We start from the raw sequence: 18887 nt of genomic DNA, 5'->3' as shown, positions 1-18887 counted from the left end.
AAAAGGCTATTGAAAACTCAATAGCCTTTGTTGTTTATTAGTCTGCTTTTACGTCTGTCCAAATGTTGTCGTACTCTTTTACAAAGTCTGATGGGTCTTTGAATACTTCCATTTTTTTGAAATATTCATCATCTATTTCAGATATTGATTTTACCAATTCATTTTCACCTATTACTTCTTGATTTGGAACGGCATAATATGTGTATTCCATATTTTTTTTCAAAATTTCTTTTCTGATTAAGAAATCAATTAGCTTATGTGCGTTTTCTTTATTTTTAGAATCTTTTAAAATTACCATTGAGTCAAACCAAAGGTTAGTTCCCTCTTTTGGTGTTACATACTCAAACTTTTCATCTGCATCTAACAATTCTGTTGCATCTCCAGAGTACATCACAGCAATTGCAGCATTTTCAGCTAACATATTATCTTTTGTCTCATCAACAAGATATGCAAGTATTGATTTTTTTTGTTCTATTAAATCTTTTTTTGCAATTTCTAATTCTTTTTTATTTCTTGAGTTCATTGAAAATCCATTTTTTAAAAGGGCAACTGCTAAGCTATCTCTTGAACTGTCTAGCATAACAATTTTATCTTTATGTTTTTCACTCCACAAATCACTCCAAGAAGTAATCTCCCCGTCAACTAAATTTTTATTATACAAAATTCCCAAAGTTCCCCAATACATAGGAACTGAATATTTTGATTCAGGGTCATATTTTTTATTCAAAAACTTTTCATCAATATTTCCATAATTTGAAATTTTGCTCTTATCAATCGGTTCAAGCATATCTTCCTTAATCATTTTTTCAATCATATAATCAGAAGGAACAACTATATCGTAATTACTTCCTCCTTGCTTTATCTTTAAGTACATATCTTCATTGGTAACAAAAGTTTCGTAATTAACTTTTATACCTGTTTCTTTGGTAAATTCATCTAAAACTTCTTTGTCGATATATTCTCCCCAGTTATACATATTTACAACATTACCTTCTCTTTTACTGCAAGAGGAAAGTAAAAAAATCATACAAAATGAGAAAAGTATTTTTAAAAATAAATTTTTTCTAGTCATATAGTACACCGTCCTCACTTTTCTTATTTATGATAAGTAAAAGAACAAGCATTGCAATAAACATTAATGTTGATAATGCATTTATTGAAGGATTGATTCCTTTTCTTGCCATAGAGTAGATTTGTGTACTCAAGTTTACAACACCATTTCCACTATTAAAATACGCAATAACGAAATCATCTAATGAAAGTGTAAACGCAAGTAAAGCACCGGCAAAAACTCCCGGCTTTATCTCTGGTAAAATCACCTTTCTTAAAGCATAAAAAGGTGTAGCACCCAAATCCATTGCAGCCTCGGGTAAAAACTTATTCATCTGTTTCATCTTAGGATAAACGGATAATATTACATAAGGCGTTGCAAGAACGATATGTGATAAAAGCAATGTTGAAAAACCATAGTCAATATTAAATACCTTATACAGTACCATAAGAGAAATAGCTATTACTATATCCGGATTTAAAACCGGAATATAGTTAAGATTTAAAACTACAAACTTTTCACTTTTTTTCATATAGTATATCCCGATAGATGCAACTGTTCCTATGAATGTTGCTATTATTGTAGTCAAAACAGCAATCAAAACTGTGTAATAAAGAGCAGATAAAACTTCTCTATCATTAAACAATTCAACATACCATTTAAATGTTACCCCGGTAAAAGAACCACGAAGTTTAGAATCATTAAATGAATATAATATAAGCACAAAAATTGGCGCATATATAAATAAAAATACTAATGAAATATAAAATTTTCTAAATTTATTTCCCATTTTCCACCTCTTTTGAATACTCTGGGTCAAACTTATTCATAACGAAAAGTGAAACTAAAATCATAACCAAAAGTACCATACTCATAGCTGACCCAAAATTCCAATTTCCTGTTACTCTAAATTGTTGTTCTATTATATTTCCTACTAAATTTTCCTTGTTTCCACCCAAAAGAGCAGATATTTCAAAAGTTGAAATCGCAGGAATAAAAACCATAGTTATCCCTGTAATAACTCCCGGCAAACTCATTGGAAAAATCAATTTTGTAAAAGTCTTCACCCTATTTGCACCTAAATCGTGAGATGCCTCAATATAGTCCTTATCAATCTTAATTAAAGTTGTATAAATAGGTAAAATCATAAAAGGTAAAAAGTTATAAACCATACCTATTAAAATTGACGTATTTGAATACATAAGATTTAATGTTGGCAACCCAAAGAATTTTAAAATAGAGTTTAAAAGACCGTTTTTACTTAAAATACTAATCCAAGAATAAGTTCTAAGTAAAAAGTTCATCCACATTGGAATTACCACCAACAAAATCATCATATTTCTAGTTTTTAATTTAAACTTTGTTATAAAATATGAAAAAGGATAGCCGATTAAAAGACATAAGATAGTGGATAATACAGCCATTCTTAAAGACCTTAACAAAACTTTTAGATAAGTAGGATTAAAAAATCTTTGATAATGTTCCATTGAAAAAATAAAATTTTCTCCACCATAGTCAAGGGAATACTTTGCTATGAAAACTAGAGGAACAACAATAAAAATTACTAACCATACAACGTATGGATATGCAAACCTCTTAAATTTCATCTATACTTCTTTCGCTCCTTTTTTCATAATATGAATATTATCAGGTGTAACTCTAAGTCCAACCTTTGAACCAATAGGTTTGTTAATTGTTGAATGCACCATATATTCAAAGCCATCAACTTCTACTAAAATCTCGTAGTGAACGCCTTTAAAAATTTCAGATTTTACAACACCAACCAACATTCCGTTTTCTTCATCAACAAGTTCTAAATCTTCAGGACGAATTACTACATCAATTTCTTCATTTGGTAAAAATCCTTTATCAACACATTTGAATTTTCTATTTGAAAAACTAACAACAAAATCTTCATTCATAACTCCGTCTAAAATATTACTTTCACCAATGAATGATGCTATAAATGCATTTTTAGGCTCATTGTAAATATCTATCGGAGTTCCAACTTGTTGAATTTTACCGTCATTCATAACTACAATTGTATCACTCATCGTAAGAGCCTCTTCTTGGTCATGAGTTACATAAACGAATGTAATTCCAACTCTTTTTTGAATATTCTTAAGTTCAACTTGCATATCTTTTCTAAGTTGTAAATCCAAAGCACCAAGAGGTTCGTCTAAAAGTAAAACTTTAGGCTCATTTACTAAAGCTCTTGCTATTGCAATTCTTTGTTGTTGTCCACCACTTAAAGATAAAATAGACCTTTTTTCATAACCTTTTAAGTTTACAAGTCTTAACATTTCCTTTACTTTTTCATTAATAATACTTTCAGACATTTTCTTTATCCTAAGACCAAAAGCAATATTTTCATAAACATTCATATTGGGAAAAAGAGCATATTTTTGGAAAACTGTATTTATATTCCTTTCATAAGGAGGAACATTTGAAATATCTTTCCCCTCAAATAAAATTTTTCCACTTGTTGGAGTTTCAAATCCTCCAATAAGTCTTAAAGTTGTAGTCTTTCCACAACCTGAAGGTCCTAAAAGAGTTAAAAACTCCTTATCTCTGATATATAAATTTATATCATCAAGAACAATATTATCTCCAAAACTTTTATTTATATTAACTAACTCAACTGCATGATTTCCCATAAATACCTCCTAAAAACTTGGTGGATTTGTAATCCATAACACCTTAGATTCTTTTTTAGACAAATTCACTATACTTCTTTCAAATTGTCCACTTGTATAAAAACATTCACCCTCTGTTAAAACATAAACCTTAGCTCCAAGATGAAGTTCAACTTTTCCCTTCAAAACATATCCAAACTCCTCACCCTCAAAAGGCTCGTAAGTTCTTGAAAAACTTTTATTTTCATTCAAAGTTATAATTATTGGTTCCATTGCATTTTTTTGTGCATTTGGAACAATCCACTCTAATTTACTATTTCCATTTTCAAAAATTGTTTCAAAAGCATCAATTTTTTGAAAAACAAATTTTTCTTCCTTTTCTTCTTTAAAAAAGTCAGAAATATTTGTACCAAGAGCCTCCAAAACATCTTCCAAAGAACTGATTGAAGGAGAAGTAAGTCCTCTTTCAAGCTGAGAAATAAAGCCTTTTGTAAGCTCTGCTCTCTCTGCAAGTTCTTCTTGAGTAAGTCCTAAAATGGTTCTTAAATTTTTTATCTTTTCACCAATATCCATTTTTATTTCCCTCTTTTATAACACTATATTAAACAAATAATATCTCTATATTAAACAATAAATATTATATCACAAATAAATCTTTATTCAATAGATTTTTATTAAAAATTTAAAATTTTTTATAAAAATTTTAAAATATTAAACAAATTTTTTTAATTTTTTTCTAATGCCATAATTAAAAATCATTATCCCCTAACACTCCCGCAATGTTTTGCAATAAAAAAAGAGCTTTGAAAACTCAAAGCTCTAATTAGATACATATTAACTTGCCTTTAAACTCACTTGTGATGTTAAAACATCAAAATAAGAATATGAAACAGTTCTTTTTTTTTGTTCCTCAGTTTCAACCTCAACAGTAAAAAACGATATAAACACATCTTCAATTACTCCCTTAATCTCAACATATTCTTCTTTACTTCTTCTTATAGTAAGCGATACCTTTCTCCCAATGTTGTTTCCCAAAACTTTTTTAATCATTGCTAACTTTTCTTTTGTATTCATAACAGCACCGTCCTTTTATATATTATACCATAAAAAATAATTTAAGTCAAATTAATTTAAATAGATAAAATATTTGAAAAATTTTAGCAACATTTTTTTCTAAACATAATGTAAAAATTTATCCAATTTTTCATTTTCCAAAAGTAACAAAGTATATTTTAATAAATTATTTTATAAAAATAAGGTTGACTAATACTCTTTCTATTCAAAACACCGCATATTGTAAAATTAAGTTAGCCGGTAGGTATATAAAAAAACATCTCAAAGAGGTATAATAGTAATTGACCCAAAAAATAGCTGGAGTTTAATCTACAACTATTTTACCAAATTAATACTATTTTTTCTCTAAAAAAGTCTCACATCATTTACAAATATCCTTTTAAATTTTTCACTCTAAAAAATCAATACATATATTACACTTTTAGAAAATTTTTTAGCTTTATCTTAAATTCTTTTACCATTCTCTTTATCACTTTATTTGTTATTTTTTACATACCAATATTTGAATATCAAAACCTATTTTTACTTTAAAAATAATATCAAAATTAAATTTTTTGAATGTTTCAATTAAAAATTCAAAGCTATATAAGTTATATTTACAATTAATGTTCTTTCCTGCCCAATTTTCACTTAATATAAGTTCTTGAAAATCTTTTGAATCAGTAGGAACATTATCAACAAAAATAAAAATTCCCCCATCATTTAAAGAACTCTTTATTCCAAATATCACATCTTCAAAATGTTTAATATCTATAGCATCAAAGAAAAAAGCGGTTAATATTAAATCATTTTTTATTAATAAACTTGTATTTGTAAAATCTATATTTTTAAAACTAATGTTAGTATCTTTAAACTTTATTTTACATATATTTAGCATTTTTTCAGAACAATCAAAAGCAAAAATATTTTCTACATTATTTTCTAAGAAATTTTTTAACCAGTAACCGCTCCCTGTCCCAAATTCACTTACAACTTTTGGATTTTTCGTTTTAATAAAGTAATCTATTATTAATGATATTATTAAATTTTCTTCATTAAACTCACTATAAAAAACTTCATCATAATAAGAGGATATAAAATCATAACAATCTTTAGTATTTATTTCCATATAATCACCTACTCATACATTTCTTTTTGTGTTTCAAAAAGCTCTTTATATAACTGAGAATTTTTCATTAAAATTTTATGATTACCAACAGCAACGATTTCTCCATTATCAACTAAAATTATTTTGTCAAATTTTTTTGCTATTCCTAAATTATGTGTTGTAAATATTAATGTTTTATCTTTAAAATATTCAATTAATTTATCAAATATCTCTTTTTCTTTGATTGAATCAAAATTTGACATAGGCTCATCCATTAAAAATAATTCAGCATCTTTATATAAACAACGTGCTATTGATATATTATTCCACATTCCTCCTGATGGTGTTATACCATTAAATTCCAAACTGAGTTCTACATTAGTATCATCAAATTTTTCTGATAATCCTGTAAGGTTAAAAATATTATCAAATTTTTCTAAATCAAAATCTTTTTTTGTATCTGATAAAATTATATTTTCTTTTAAATTCAATTTATATTTACAATAATCTTGAAAAACAACAGAATTATTTGAAATATTTGAAATTTTACCTTTTGTAGGATAATACAACTCTGTTAATAATTTAAAAAGAGAACTTTTTCCAGAACCGTTTTTTCCTATTATAGCAACTTTTTCTCCATTTTTTATAGAAAAATTCAAATTTTTCAAAACGTCTATTTTTGAATTTATATAGCTAAAATTAACATTTTCAAATTTTATCAAGCTACTTTCTTTTTCTTTATTAATATAATCAAAATAGCTTTCGTCTAAATATAATTTGAAATAATTTTTAAATGAAGAATAATTCTCAACTAACAGCTCGGAATCATAAACTATTAAATTAACTGAAGCTGAAATAAGTTCAGAAATTATTATCAAAGTTGATGAAAAAGTAGCAACATTTATAACATTACTAAAAATTAAGTTAATTAGTATATATACTATAATACCAAATAAAATACAAACTATTGATTTAAAAACTATCTCCATTTTTAATATCTTCTTTTGAAAATTATATCTTTCATCAACATATTTTTTACTGTGAAATTTACACAAATTTATAAAATAATTTTCTGCACAAAAACTTTTTATATCTCTTAAAATTGATATTTCAAAAAAATAATCTATAAAAAGGTTAAACTTTCTTCTAATATTCACTACTTGTTCTTCAAAACTATCAGAGTATTTAATTTGAAAAATTTTAGAACATAAAATCGGTAAAAACAAAAACATCCCAGCTACTGCTAAAACATAATTAATTTTATACAAATAAAAAACTAAAACAAGAGAATATGGAATATAGTAAAAAAACATACTCAAATAAAAAATTAATATAGAATCCATTCTAACATTTTTTATCGAATCTATAAAATTTAACTTATCTACATTTTCAAAATTACTATATTTTACATTATTCATTTTTTCAATAATAAAAAATTTTGTTACAGAAACAATTTTTTTATTAAAAGTATTTATAGTAAAAACATTTATTCCATCTACAATATGTTTTAATAAAACAATAGATGCAAATAGTAAAAATGAATTTAAAATTTTACTCTTATCAACCATATAGAAAATATATATACTTTGAAAAAATTCATTTATCGAATAAACATATAAAAATGAAATTACAACCTGCATTAAATATGTAACTATCAAACTAACAGAATATAATAATGATTTTTTAAATAACAAATCAAATATAATCGATAAATTTTTTAAAAAACTATTCATAAAATAACCCCTTTTGACTTTCAAACATCTTTCTATATATACCATCAACAGATTTTAAATCACTATGTGTACCACTTTGTAAAATTTCTCCATCTTGTATAACATAGATATAATCACAATCTTTTATTATAGAAAATCTATGAGATATTATTAAGCACATTTTATCCTTAAAATATTTGTTTACTTTATCAACGAATTCTTTTTCACTAATAGAATCATAAGATGAAATTGGCTCGTCAAAAATATAAAATGGTGAATCTCTATATAAAATTCTTGCAAAAGCTATTTTATGCCATTCTCCTCCTGATAAATCGGAAGCTCCTATCTCAAAATTACCTAAATTTGTTTCTATTCCATCTTTTAATTTATTAATTAAACTTCCAAGTTCTAATTTTGATATAATAGAATTAAATTTTTTCTCATCAAACTGTTCTCCTAAAATAATATTATCTTTAAAGCTAAGATTATATTTTTTAAAATCTTGATTTAAAACAACAATATTTTTTCTTAAACTATCATAATTAAATTTTGAAATTGATTGTCCGTTCAAAAGTATATTTCCACTAAAATTACTATATATGCCTAAAATCAACTTAACAATAGTACTTTTCCCAGAGCCATTTAAACCTACTATCGCATAATGTTTACTCCTCTCAAAAGTGAATGATACATCTTTTAACACACACGTTTCTCCATTTGGATATTTAAAATTAACATTCTTAAATTCTATCTTTTCTAAATTATATAAACTATCATTTTTTTCATAATTTTCTTCATCTAAATTAAAAAACAACATACTTTCAATAAAATATTCCATACCCTCAGAAATGTCCTTCAAATAATAGGGAACACCCCAAGAAATCGAATTTATAAACTTAGATATAGAAGAAATAAAAGCCACAACAAATCCTATAGTAACATTATTAGAACTAAAATTAAACAAAACAGAAAAAATTATAATAAAAGTAATAATTTCTGTTATAATATTAGAAAACTTTATAGAGGCAAACCACTTTAAATTTATTATATTATATTTCTTCCTTATGATATTATCTTGCAAATTCCATTTTTGCTTATAAAATTCTCCAAAATTAAATATTTCCTTTTCTTTAGCAAATGATTTTTCAATAAAAATATTATATAAAAACTTATTTTTCCTGAATATATATGTAAAAGATTTATTGAATTCATAATTTACTTTTCCAAATTTATTAGATAAATAAAAAATAGGCATAACTATTAATACCAAAACACAAGCTAAAATAAAACTAATTTTAGAAATGAAATAAAAATAAATCATGGATTGACATATAATTACAAAAAGACCTATAATCGAAACAAAGGTTAAAGCTATAAACTTTCTATCTTCACCACAAACTCTATTTATTAAATCATATACTTCCTTATCCTCAAAACTATCTTGTTTTAACTTAGATAGTTTTTCCAATTGATTTATTACAACCTTAGAATCAACGCTCAACTCAAATAGATCTTTAACTTTACTTTCAACAGTTTCAAAAAACCACATATATACAGTTAATAAAACTAATAGAATAAAATATAAAACTATATTTCTATCGAATATATTATTAGATAAATTTTTCATCAGACTATCAAATATATTAGAAAAAACATTTATATAAAGATAAGGTGTAAAAATAGAGAATATCCCAAGTATAATATAAATAGAAAAAAATTTGCTATCTATCCTAAAACAATAATTTAAAAATTTAAAATATTTACTCATAATAATCACCTAATGCTTATATAACGATTTTGCATATTCAAAAAATTTCATTCTATTCTTAAATAATTCATTATTACCATTTCCTAATTCAAACATTAAATCTAATATGCTTTTTTTTATTTCTGAACAATAAGGACATTTAGAAATAATTTTTTTATTCTGATATAAAGCTTCTCCTCTACATCCTCCTCCACAATAATATTTAACTTCACAACATTTACAATCATATGAAAAATCATTTACATTTAAAGCTCTCAATTTTTTTAAAATTTCAGAACTATTCCAAATTTTTAAAATATCATCTTTTTTTATATTTCCCAACTTGAATTCAGAACACATCGTATTATAACAAGGATATATATCGCCGTTATAATCAACTACTAAAGATGCACTACCAACTCCGCAATAATGAAATCTTATATTCATAAGTAAAATAGCTCCCAAATTTGCATAATCTGTTTTTGAAATATAATAAAAATTAGAATCAGATTTTTGACTCAATCTCTTTAATTCCTTGTATAACTCACTAATATCTACTCTTTGTAACCCGCTCTCTTCAGCTCTACAAAATATATTTAATGGATTTATAGCAACTCCATTAACTTTATATTTTTTTGCAATTTCTAAAAAAGCTTCCAATTCACAAAGATTATCTTTATGTACTGTCATAGAAATTTTAGTATTAACCCCATAATCTCTAAGCATCTTTATTTTATCTAAAGTGTTGTAATATGTATTTCTACCTCGAATATATTCATGACTCTTTTGGTTAGCTCCATCTAATGAAATAAGTAACTCACAATTACATCTTTTTAAAATTTCTAAATGTTTTTCTAAAATTAATAATCCATTCGTATTTATTGCAGGAATTGCATCTTTACTGTGTATATATTCTATTATATTAATAATATCCTTTCTTAAAAAAGGTTCTCCTCCAGATAACAAAACTCTCTTATCATAACTATATTTGTTATATAAATTTATTATTATATCTATAATACCCTTTAATTCTTCAAAACTCATTTCATCAACAAAATGATGCTTTCCAGCATTTGCATAGCAATGCTTACATTTCAAATTACAATTTTTGGTTAAATTTATTACTGCATTAGGAAATACTTCAAGTAATTTATCCTCAATATTTACTTTATCAGCAAATAATTCAGCAGATTTAAATAGTTCTTTGACGAATAACAAAACTTCTTTTTCTTCCACATCTAAATAATTAAATTTATTTTTTAATCTATATTTTAATAGATCGTAATCGATTTCTTTTGAAAAATACTTAACTACTTCTAAGATAGACAAATCACCTACAAACCAAAATGGTTTTTCAGGAAATATTATCAAGACCTTATCATCTCGAATAAAATATTTATAATCATATTTTAAAAATTCCATAAATCCTCCTATTCAATATATTTTATATAAATTTAACATAGCTGAGTATATTATTATACTCAGCCAAATATAAATGTTAAATTTAAAATAGATTTTAATATTCAGGTGGTTCTACTCCGCCACTTTTTCCATTTGGATAACGTGCTATAAATAATTCCAAAATAGAATTTATAGATTTTGTGTTAGAAACAACAAATATCCTTTTCATAATTTCACCTCCTTATATAAAGTGATTTTCGATATAAATATTATAGCACTATATAAAATATTTATCAATAAAAAAACACATAAATTTGTATCAACTCCCAAAAATTTAGATCAAAAATTTAGCGAAAAAGAAGTATTAAAAAATACTCCTTATTCTTAAAGTTTTATATATTCTATTTTATTTCTTTCTAACAATTCTATTGCATATTCGTCCATTCTGTAACTATTTTCGTAATAGATTTTTGAAATTCCTGCTTGTATTAATGCTTTTGTACAATTTAAACAAGGAAAATGTGTTACATAGCAAGTGCAACCTTTTACTTTTATTCCCTCTCTTGCACAATATAAAAGTGCATTTTGTTCTGCGTGTATTGTTGCAATACAATGTCCGTCCCTCATTGTATGTCCAACTTCATCGCATTGTGGATTTCCTGAGATTGAGCCGTTATATCCGGTCGAAACAATTCTGTTATCTTGGTTAACCAAAACGCAACCAACATAAGCTCTGTCGCAAGTACCCCTTGTAGCAACCATTTTCGCCAAATCCATAAAATATTCTTCCCAAGGTTTTCTCATATTCACTCCTATTTTCACTATTTAATAATTTTAAAGTTTATTTATTTTTTAAAAATAAATAAGTATTCATGTGCTATTAATAAAAAGTTATATTTTATACTATTAGTTTTCCAAAATCCTGTAGCTTTACAATTATGTTGCTCTTTTATTATAATTTCTTTCAAAGTAAATCTTGCTTTTTTAAATATTTCCATAACTTTAAAAGACATTGGTATCATATTACCCTTTTGTCTAGTATCACCCATTAATATAGCGCAAAACTTTCCTTTTTTAAGGACTCTATAACTCTCATTCGCAACTTCTTCCATTTGTATTAAAAAATCTTTTATATTTAATCTAGACAAGTCATTTTCTAAATCATCACTATAATTTATAATATTAGCATATGGTGGATGAGTACATATCAAATCTATACTTTCATTTTCAAGAAAAAACAAATTTCTTGCATCTCCCTTTTTAATTATAACTTTGCTATTAGATTGCTTATATTCGAAATCTACTTTTTCTTTACATCTTTGTATTGCTATATCATTAACATCGACACCTATAATATTTCTGTTCAAAAGTTTTGCTTCAACAAGGGTTGTACCCCCACCAACAAATTGATCTAATACAACATCATTTTCTTTTGAATATCTAAGAATTATATTTCTTGGTATATAAGGGGACCAGTTTCCTCTCCACTTTGCATCGTGAGTCGCCCAATTTCCTCTATTTGGAAAAGACCAATGTGTAGTCATTTCCAATTCAAAATCTTCAGGTTCCCAGTTTTTTTCTTTTTTCATAGCTATAACCTTCTATTAAACAAAAATTTCTTTAATAACATTGTTTTCCAAATCATTTAAATTATACAGATGTTCCATAATATCAAAAGTTTCCTCTAGATTATGTCTAGCACTTTCCCAACCTTTTCCATCTGTAAACCATATAAATTTTAATCCTTTTATATTATTCGATTCTATTGCTATATTTTTATAACTACGAGCAGTTTCATTAAGTTTACTTCCTCCACTACTATAAAAATTTGTTTCTATAACATAAATCATATCTTCTGTTTTAACTACAAAATCAAATCTTTTTTCAGTTTTTCCAGTATTAGAAATTGAAGACAAATCAATATTCCATCTTTTAGTAATATCACTTATATATATTTCCTTAAAATAATTAATATCTTTAATAAATCCAGCATTTATGATATATTTTTCAACTAAATTTTCCATCACATGCCCTACGCGATTTTTTCTTGCGTTTGAGTCTAATCCAGTTTCTACTCCTGTAACGTAATCTACTAAATTTGTAATTATATGATTTTGAATCAAATCAAATAATCCTGTTTTTCTCATAAACATACTATATTGTTCTATTGGTAAATTTGTTTTCTTAAAAGAATAATTAAATTCCCCAAATTCATCAACAGCATAAATTTCTTTTTTTCTGACTGCTATTAATATTGGAATACATCTCAAAACTTCAGGGTACTTTCTTAATAAATTTTCAAAATCTGACTCTATATTTTTAGAGCCTATTAATGAATTTAAAATATTTAATTCAACCTTTAGTTCATCAACATTTTTATATACCTTTTTAAAATCTGTGTAATAACTATAGTCAACAATATTTGGTCTAAAACTTGATATCCATTCTTTAAAATTACGTTTCATACATTTTCTCCTAAAAATTTGAAATTAAAAGTTCAGTTATTTTATTTCTTAAATTTCCTTTTGAGTTAATACTCCTATTTGCAAATATTCTATTTATATTATAATTAGAATATAAATCATCAAAAAAATTATCATCAGAATTATTATTTTTTGGATCAGAATTACTCAATAAAAATTTTGCTCCTATCTTATTTATCTTATTTACAAAATCTGAAAGTTCTATCTGATCTTTATCATCAAAAGAATCCTTACTATATGATGTAAAACTTGATGTCAACGATATCGGTCTATATGGTGGATCGATATAAACAAATGTACTATTATCTATGATATCAAGTGATTTTTTATAATCTTCACAAACTATATTTACATTTTTTAATTTTTTTGAAATATTAATTAAATTTACAGTATCACAAATTTTAGGATTCTTATAGTCTCCAAAAGGTACATTAAACTTGTTAGATTTATTAACTCTATATAACCCATTAAAACAAGTTTTATTTAAGAATATCATCAGTGCTGATTTTTTTACAGCATGTTCATCACAAATAAATTTAATTATATTAAATTCATCTCTTCTCAATAGATAATATTCTTTTCTCTTCTCAATATCTAATTTTAAGAACTCTCTTTCCATATTTTCTAATAATAAAATCAATTCTTCAACGTTATTCTTTATACAAGAATATGTATTTATAAGATCTGCATTTATATCACTTATATAAACTTCTTTTATATCATATTGATTTAAAATATCAAACAAAACAGCTCCTCCACCAATAAATGGTTCTACATATTTTGTTATTTCACTATTAAAAATATAATAATTTCTTATTTCATTTAAAATTTGAGTCTTTCCACCCGCCCATTTTAAAAAAGGTTTTGCGTTATTATCTAAAACTCCACTCAAAACTTGGTCCTACTTTCCAAATAATTTTTTCTCTATTTCATCCAGTTGATTTAAAGTTTTGTCGTCTAGAGTATTGAAATAGCTTTTGTTTGTAATTCTATTTTTTGTTTCATAACGGTTACTTTTGTTTTTTAAATTTTCATATCTGAATAGAAGTTCTTTGCTCGTTAAAACAACTCCTCCTCTTTGTGTAACGAGTTTTTGAATAAGAGTGTCGTCTGTTCCAACTGAAACTAAAATCTTTCTGCCAAGCTCGTCTAATTTTTTTTCAATATATTGGTCTGCTGTTTCATTTTGTTTCGTATAAACAACTTCAATTCCTTTTATTATTTCAGAACTTGCTTTAAAATTAATTTTATATGCATCAAAAACAAGTAGCAAATCTATTCCCGTAAGTTTTGAAAATTCTCCCATATCGTAAATTAATTCATTTCTCGCATTTTCAAAACTTAGTTTTAGAAATGGAATATATTTTTCCCAAGCGTTTAAAATATTGTAACCATCGATTATGATTAATTTTTTAGTTTTCATCTCTCTGTCTTAAAGCCTCATAAATAAAAATCGCACAGGCATTTGATGCGTTAAGACTTGAAACTTTACCTTTCATTGGAAGTTTAGTTAAGAAGTCGCATCTTTTTCTTATAAGTTGTCCTATTCCCTTTCCTTCATTTCCAATTACTATTGCAATATTTCCTTTAAAGTCCATATCCGTATAAGTTTTTTCCGCCTCTCCGCAAGCTCCGTAAATCCATATATTTTCTTTTTGTAATTTCATAATCGTATCTGCAATATTTGAAACTTTTGCTATTTTCATATGATTTATTGCTCCAGCTGAAGATTTTTGAACAACTGAGGTTACCGGTGCTTGATTTCTCTTTGAAACTATAATTCCATGAACTCCTGCTCCCTCGCAAGTACGAATTATCGCTCCAAAATTATGTGGGTCTTCGATTTCATCAAGAATTACTAAAAACAAATCTTCGTTTTTATCTCTTGCACTTTGTAAAATTTCTTCAACACTTGAATAGTCGAAACTTGAAACTAAAGCGCAAACTCCTTGATGAACAACTCCCTCTGACATATTTTCCAATTTATATTTATCAATTTCTGAAATTAATATTCCATTTGCTTTTGCTTTTCCAATTATTTTATTTATAGAGCCTTTTAAATCTCCCTTTAAGATATAAATCTTTTCTACTTTTCTATCACTTTCCAATGCCTCTAAAACAGCATTTCTTCCAAATATATAATCGCTCATACTACACCCTTTTCCAAACGACACCATTTCTAGTATCTTTTAATTCAATATTCATTTCTTTTAAAATATCACGAATTTCATCTGCTCTTTTAAAATCTTTATCTTTTCTGGCTTGTTGTCTTTCTTCAATTAACTTTTCAACTTTTTCATCTAAGTTATCATCTTCCTCTTTATATAAAAGTCCTAAGATTGACGCAAAGTCTGAAAGTAATTTAAATGCTCCTCTAACTACTTTCAAATCCGTATTTTCATCAAAAGTATTTGTATAACGAATAAGTTCAAAAATTTTAGAAATTGCATCTGATGTATTCAAATCATCGTCCATACAATTTAAAAATTCATTTTTAAGCTCAACTAACTTAGAAATATCTCCGTCTTCTTTTTCTTCACAAATTTCCAAGAGTCTTTCGATATGTTCTTTTCCATTATACATTCTTTCAAGACCGTTTTTAGTTTGCTCCATAACTTCTCTACTAAAATTAAGTGGATTTCTGTAATGAGTTGAAAGAATCCAAAGTCTTACAACTTCAAGAGAAAATTCTTTTTGAATTTCCTTTATCGTAAAGAAATTGCCCTTTGACTTACTCATCTTTACATTATCAACATTTATCATTCCGTTATGCATCCAGTAGTTAGCAAAAGTTTTGCCATTACAACATTCTGATTGTGCTATTTCATTTTCGTGATGAGGAAATTGTAAATCTTCTCCACCTGCATGAATATCAATAGTATCGGCAAGTAATTTTTTCGCCATAACCGAACATTCCAAATGCCAACCCGGTCTACCAAGACCCCATGGACTTTCCCAAGCAGGTTCACTTTCTTCTTTACGTTTTTTCCAAAGTGCAAAGTCTAGTGGATTTCTCTTTTCATCAGAAATATCTATTCTTGCTCCAGCTCTTAAATCGTCAATATTTTTTCTTGATAATTTTCCATAATCTTTTACTTTTGTAATGTCAAAATAAACATTACCGTCAACATTATAAGCAATGTCTTTTTCTTCAAGAGTTTTTATAAATTCAATCATATCTTCGATACATTCAGTAGCTCTTGGGTGAATAGTATGACTTTCAAACAAGTTTAAAGCAATACTATCTTCAAGGTATGCATCAATATATTTTTTTGTAACATCTGTAAATGCAATATTTTCTTCCCTAGCTTTATTTATAATCTTATCGTCAATATCTGTAAAGTTGCTAACAAATTTAACGTCATATCCAAGATATAACAAATATCTTCTAAGAGTATCATAAACAATCATCGGTCTTGCATTTCCAATGTGAATATAGTTATAAACCGTTGGACCACAAACATAAATCAACGCTTTATTCGGATTAATCGGTTTAAAATCTTCTTTTTTTCTAGTTAATGTATTATAAATTTTCATTTCACACCTCTGTTTAAATATTATAAAAAATCGCCCCTTGAAAAACAAGAGACGAAAAAATTCCGCGGTTCCACTCTATATTGAAAACTCCACTTAAATTGCTATAAAGTCGCAAACAATACTCCAAGGGTGCACCTTCAACACGATGTCTTTCACCACATAACACCTCTCTAAAAACCGTTGTTTCTCTCCCTCTTCAATGTATATATTCTATTGTTAATAGAATACTAAATTATTCAAAAAAAGTCAATAATTTAAGTTTAATTTTTCCTAATCATTTCTTCTTTTATCTTCAATAGCAAGTCAACTTTATCTGTTATAATTCCGTCAACTTTTTTATCTATCAACATTCTCATTTCTTCTTCTGTATCTATTGTCCAATAACAAACAGCCATATTATGTCTATGAATTTTGTAAATTAAATATTTTGTATCCAAAGGAAGTTTTTCAAATCTTGGAATCATCATTGCATGAGTATTAAACTTTTTAAAACCGTCATATCCGAAATATGAAGAATAAACAACCTCTTTAGTCTTTTCCATAGAGCCTGAAATGATTATTTCTCCATGACTGATTTTTCTTAAATGTTTAAGATTTTCTTCATTAAAGCTGGCAAAAATTACATTTTTCTCTAACTTATATTCCTTAACAAATTTATATAAAAGCTCTGCTGACTTTATTCCGTTTTCTCCGTCATCTTTAATGTCGATACTATAAACAACATTATCTCCAAACTTTCTAAAAAAATCCGAAACTTCCATTGGATAAAGACCGTTAACTCTATTTTCAACATAAGGAGCATTTCCGTTAATGTCTTTAAATCTATAACCAAAATTAAATTCTTTTATTTCATCATAAGTATAGTCAATTACTTTTCCTGTTCCGTCAGTCGTTTCATCAATATCTTCATTATGTTGAGTAATTATCTTGCCGTCCTTTGTAAGTCTTATATCCGTTTCAAAAGCATCAACTCCCATAGCAAAAGAATTTACAAAAGCAAGTTCAGTATTCTCAGGAAATAAATTGCTTGACCCTCTATGTGCAAATACAAGAGGAAACTTTCCGTTTCTAAAAACTTTTCTAGCCTTTCTTTCCTTTTTAAAAGTAAATACTTGTAAAAATAAATAAATTACTAAAATTAAAAATAAAATACTCCAAAAAAATAAATTCATAAAAACCTCCTTAAAACGATTTTTTTGTATATAGTAATTATATCATATTTTTCTATTATGTGATATAATTATTATGACTTAGTTTTAATTAAAATTATTAAACAGAGGTGGTATTTATGTTAGAAGATTTTTTTGGAGATAAAAAATATTTTCTAAGAACTATTTTTTATATTCTCCTTGGCGACTTGATTTGCTCTTTCGCCGTTGTTAAACTTTTAGTTCCGGCAGGACTACTTTCAGGAGGTCTCGGTGGTATCGGACTTATGATTGAATATTTGACAGGCATACCTACCGGTATTTCAGTTTTCATCTTAAATTTACCGATGATGATTGTTGGAGCATTCTTTTTAAATAAAAAATTTATGACCTACGCATTTTTATCTACTTTTATCTATTCTTTCATACTGGTTGCTATGCGTCATATTCCATTGGATTTTAAACTTAACAATAATATGTTGTATGCAATTTTTGGTGGCTTTGTAAATGGTGTTGGAATGGGGATTTTATTCAAACATGGCGCTTGCCAAGGTGGACTTGATATTCTTGCAACTATTTTTAAAACAAAACTAAATGTAAATATCGGTTCATCACTAATGGCAATAAATGCAATTATAATTGGAATAGCATCATATATCTTCAGTCTTGAAAGAGGACTTTTGACTATCGTGTCAATGTATGTTGCATATAAAATGTTAGATAAAATTCAAATGGGTTTTGGAGATACAAAACAAATTATGATTGTAACCTCAAAGCAAAGAGAAGTTACAGATAGAATCTTATCAGAATTACATAGAGGTGTTACACTTCTTCATGGAGAGGGTGCATTTACACATAAACAACAAAATGTAGTATATTGTATCGTTAGTACAAGACAAGTTGTAACTATTAAAAAAATACTGGATGAAGTTGACCCGACTGCGTTTTTAATAATATCAGAGGCCTATGAAGTAAAAGGTCGTGGATTTAAAGCACAAGAAATTTAGGAGG

19 protein-coding genes are annotated in these 18887 nt (G+C 26.2%); 1 reads left to right on the top strand and 18 read right to left on the bottom strand.

The annotated features are described in order from the left end of the window. Positions 1-37 precede the first annotated feature (37 nt). The 18 genes from IBJ83_RS03425 to IBJ83_RS03340 all read right to left on the bottom strand — a co-directional run bounded on the left by IBJ83_RS03425 (position 38) and on the right by IBJ83_RS03340 (position 17900). Positions 38-1072 carry an ABC transporter substrate-binding protein gene (locus IBJ83_RS03425; protein ID WP_201275304.1) on the bottom strand — a complete coding sequence of 345 codons (1035 nt, stop codon included), beginning with the start codon at positions 1070-1072 and terminating at the stop codon, positions 38-40. Then, positions 1065-1841 carry an ABC transporter permease gene (locus tag IBJ83_RS03420; RefSeq protein ID WP_068472693.1) on the bottom strand — a complete coding sequence of 259 codons (777 nt, stop codon included), beginning with the start codon at positions 1839-1841 and terminating at the stop codon, positions 1065-1067. The genes IBJ83_RS03425 and IBJ83_RS03420 overlap by 8 nt, the downstream gene beginning before the upstream one ends. Next, on the bottom strand, positions 1831-2658 hold the full coding sequence (locus IBJ83_RS03415) for an ABC transporter permease (protein ID WP_068472695.1): 828 nt from the start codon (positions 2656-2658) through the stop codon (positions 1831-1833). The genes IBJ83_RS03420 and IBJ83_RS03415 overlap by 11 nt, the downstream gene beginning before the upstream one ends. After that, positions 2659-3708, bottom strand: a complete 1050-nt coding sequence (gene potA / locus IBJ83_RS03410) for a spermidine/putrescine ABC transporter ATP-binding protein (protein ID WP_201275303.1) — start codon at positions 3706-3708, stop codon at positions 2659-2661. A gap of 9 nt (positions 3709-3717) precedes the next feature. Further along, positions 3718-4260, bottom strand: a complete 543-nt coding sequence (locus IBJ83_RS03405) for a helix-turn-helix domain-containing protein (protein WP_201275302.1) — start codon at positions 4258-4260, stop codon at positions 3718-3720. A gap of 261 nt (positions 4261-4521) precedes the next feature. Continuing rightward, positions 4522-4761 (bottom strand): Veg family protein, encoded by a 240-nt coding sequence (locus IBJ83_RS03400; RefSeq protein ID WP_201275301.1) that lies wholly within the window; start codon positions 4759-4761, stop codon positions 4522-4524. 481 nt (positions 4762-5242) lie between these two features. Next, positions 5243-5869 carry a methyltransferase domain-containing protein gene (locus tag IBJ83_RS03395; RefSeq protein WP_201275300.1) on the bottom strand — a complete coding sequence of 209 codons (627 nt, stop codon included), beginning with the start codon at positions 5867-5869 and terminating at the stop codon, positions 5243-5245. A gap of 8 nt (positions 5870-5877) precedes the next feature. Continuing rightward, positions 5878-7581: an ATP-binding cassette domain-containing protein gene (locus tag IBJ83_RS03390; protein WP_201275299.1), complete on the bottom strand. Its 1704-nt coding sequence runs from the start codon at positions 7579-7581 to the stop codon at positions 5878-5880. Next, positions 7574-9328: an ATP-binding cassette domain-containing protein gene (locus IBJ83_RS03385; protein WP_201275298.1), complete on the bottom strand. Its 1755-nt coding sequence runs from the start codon at positions 9326-9328 to the stop codon at positions 7574-7576. The genes IBJ83_RS03390 and IBJ83_RS03385 overlap by 8 nt, the downstream gene beginning before the upstream one ends. A 9-nt stretch (positions 9329-9337) precedes the next feature. After that, positions 9338-10729, bottom strand: a complete 1392-nt coding sequence (locus IBJ83_RS03380) for a radical SAM/SPASM domain-containing protein (RefSeq protein ID WP_201275297.1) — start codon at positions 10727-10729, stop codon at positions 9338-9340. Positions 10730-11092: 363 nt separating this feature from the next. Further along, positions 11093-11512 carry a deoxycytidylate deaminase gene (locus IBJ83_RS03375; protein ID WP_201275296.1) on the bottom strand — a complete coding sequence of 140 codons (420 nt, stop codon included), beginning with the start codon at positions 11510-11512 and terminating at the stop codon, positions 11093-11095. A gap of 41 nt (positions 11513-11553) precedes the next feature. Continuing rightward, the gene (locus IBJ83_RS03370) at positions 11554-12297 is read right to left on the bottom strand and encodes a TRM11 family SAM-dependent methyltransferase (RefSeq protein WP_201275295.1); all 744 of its coding nucleotides are present in this window, start codon (positions 12295-12297) and stop codon (positions 11554-11556) included. 15 nt (positions 12298-12312) lie between these two features. Next, a complete protein-coding gene (locus tag IBJ83_RS03365; RefSeq protein WP_201275294.1) occupies positions 12313-13173 on the bottom strand; it encodes a type II restriction endonuclease in 861 nt (286 codons plus the stop codon). 10 nt (positions 13174-13183) lie between these two features. After that, positions 13184-14083: a DNA adenine methylase gene (locus IBJ83_RS03360; protein WP_201275293.1), complete on the bottom strand. Its 900-nt coding sequence runs from the start codon at positions 14081-14083 to the stop codon at positions 13184-13186. A gap of 9 nt (positions 14084-14092) precedes the next feature. Further along, positions 14093-14614, bottom strand: coding sequence for an NYN domain-containing protein (locus IBJ83_RS03355; RefSeq protein WP_201275292.1), 522 nt, complete (start codon positions 14612-14614; stop codon positions 14093-14095). After that, positions 14604-15341, bottom strand: coding sequence for a 23S rRNA (guanosine(2251)-2'-O)-methyltransferase RlmB (rlmB, locus tag IBJ83_RS03350; protein WP_201275291.1), 738 nt, complete (start codon positions 15339-15341; stop codon positions 14604-14606). Before rlmB ends, IBJ83_RS03355 begins: the two co-directional genes overlap by 11 nt. A gap of 1 nt (position 15342) precedes the next feature. Further along, positions 15343-16728, bottom strand: coding sequence for a cysteine--tRNA ligase (gene cysS / locus IBJ83_RS03345; protein WP_068472710.1), 1386 nt, complete (start codon positions 16726-16728; stop codon positions 15343-15345). A gap of 260 nt (positions 16729-16988) precedes the next feature. Then, positions 16989-17900, bottom strand: coding sequence for a glycerophosphodiester phosphodiesterase (locus IBJ83_RS03340; protein WP_201275290.1), 912 nt, complete (start codon positions 17898-17900; stop codon positions 16989-16991). A gap of 116 nt (positions 17901-18016) precedes the next feature. On the opposite strand from IBJ83_RS03340, the gene IBJ83_RS03335 reads away from it, so the two are divergent. Further along, positions 18017-18883: a YitT family protein gene (locus IBJ83_RS03335; RefSeq protein WP_201275289.1), complete on the top strand. Its 867-nt coding sequence runs from the start codon at positions 18017-18019 to the stop codon at positions 18881-18883. Positions 18884-18887: the final 4 nt, after the last annotated feature.

The organism is Parvimonas parva (genome assembly GCF_016552165.1).
Lineage (GTDB): Bacteria > Bacillota > Clostridia > Tissierellales > Peptoniphilaceae > Parvimonas > Parvimonas parva.
This window is presented reverse-complemented; position numbering and strand designations above follow the sequence as displayed.

Coding starts and splice junctions, on each gene's coding strand:
- IBJ83_RS03425 (WP_201275304.1), bottom strand. CDS start 1,072: ATGACTAGAAAAAATTTATTTTTAAAAATACTTTTCTCATTTTGTATG.
- IBJ83_RS03420 (WP_068472693.1), bottom strand. CDS start 1,841: ATGGGAAATAAATTTAGAAAATTTTATATTTCATTAGTATTTTTATTT.
- IBJ83_RS03415 (WP_068472695.1), bottom strand. CDS start 2,658: ATGAAATTTAAGAGGTTTGCATATCCATACGTTGTATGGTTAGTAATT.
- potA (WP_201275303.1), bottom strand. CDS start 3,708: ATGGGAAATCATGCAGTTGAGTTAGTTAATATAAATAAAAGTTTTGGA.
- IBJ83_RS03405 (WP_201275302.1), bottom strand. CDS start 4,260: ATGGATATTGGTGAAAAGATAAAAAATTTAAGAACCATTTTAGGACTT.
- IBJ83_RS03400 (WP_201275301.1), bottom strand. CDS start 4,761: ATGAATACAAAAGAAAAGTTAGCAATGATTAAAAAAGTTTTGGGAAAC.
- IBJ83_RS03395 (WP_201275300.1), bottom strand. CDS start 5,869: ATGGAAATAAATACTAAAGATTGTTATGATTTTATATCCTCTTATTAT.
- IBJ83_RS03390 (WP_201275299.1), bottom strand. CDS start 7,581: ATGAATAGTTTTTTAAAAAATTTATCGATTATATTTGATTTGTTATTT.
- IBJ83_RS03385 (WP_201275298.1), bottom strand. CDS start 9,328: ATGAGTAAATATTTTAAATTTTTAAATTATTGTTTTAGGATAGATAGC.
- IBJ83_RS03380 (WP_201275297.1), bottom strand. CDS start 10,729: ATGGAATTTTTAAAATATGATTATAAATATTTTATTCGAGATGATAAG.
- IBJ83_RS03375 (WP_201275296.1), bottom strand. CDS start 11,512: ATGAGAAAACCTTGGGAAGAATATTTTATGGATTTGGCGAAAATGGTT.
- IBJ83_RS03370 (WP_201275295.1), bottom strand. CDS start 12,297: ATGAAAAAAGAAAAAAACTGGGAACCTGAAGATTTTGAATTGGAAATG.
- IBJ83_RS03365 (WP_201275294.1), bottom strand. CDS start 13,173: ATGAAACGTAATTTTAAAGAATGGATATCAAGTTTTAGACCAAATATT.
- IBJ83_RS03355 (WP_201275292.1), bottom strand. CDS start 14,614: ATGAAAACTAAAAAATTAATCATAATCGATGGTTACAATATTTTAAAC.
- rlmB (WP_201275291.1), bottom strand. CDS start 15,341: ATGAGCGATTATATATTTGGAAGAAATGCTGTTTTAGAGGCATTGGAA.
- cysS (WP_068472710.1), bottom strand. CDS start 16,728: ATGAAAATTTATAATACATTAACTAGAAAAAAAGAAGATTTTAAACCG.
- IBJ83_RS03340 (WP_201275290.1), bottom strand. CDS start 17,900: ATGAATTTATTTTTTTGGAGTATTTTATTTTTAATTTTAGTAATTTAT.
- IBJ83_RS03335 (WP_201275289.1), top strand. CDS start 18,017: ATGTTAGAAGATTTTTTTGGAGATAAAAAATATTTTCTAAGAACTATT.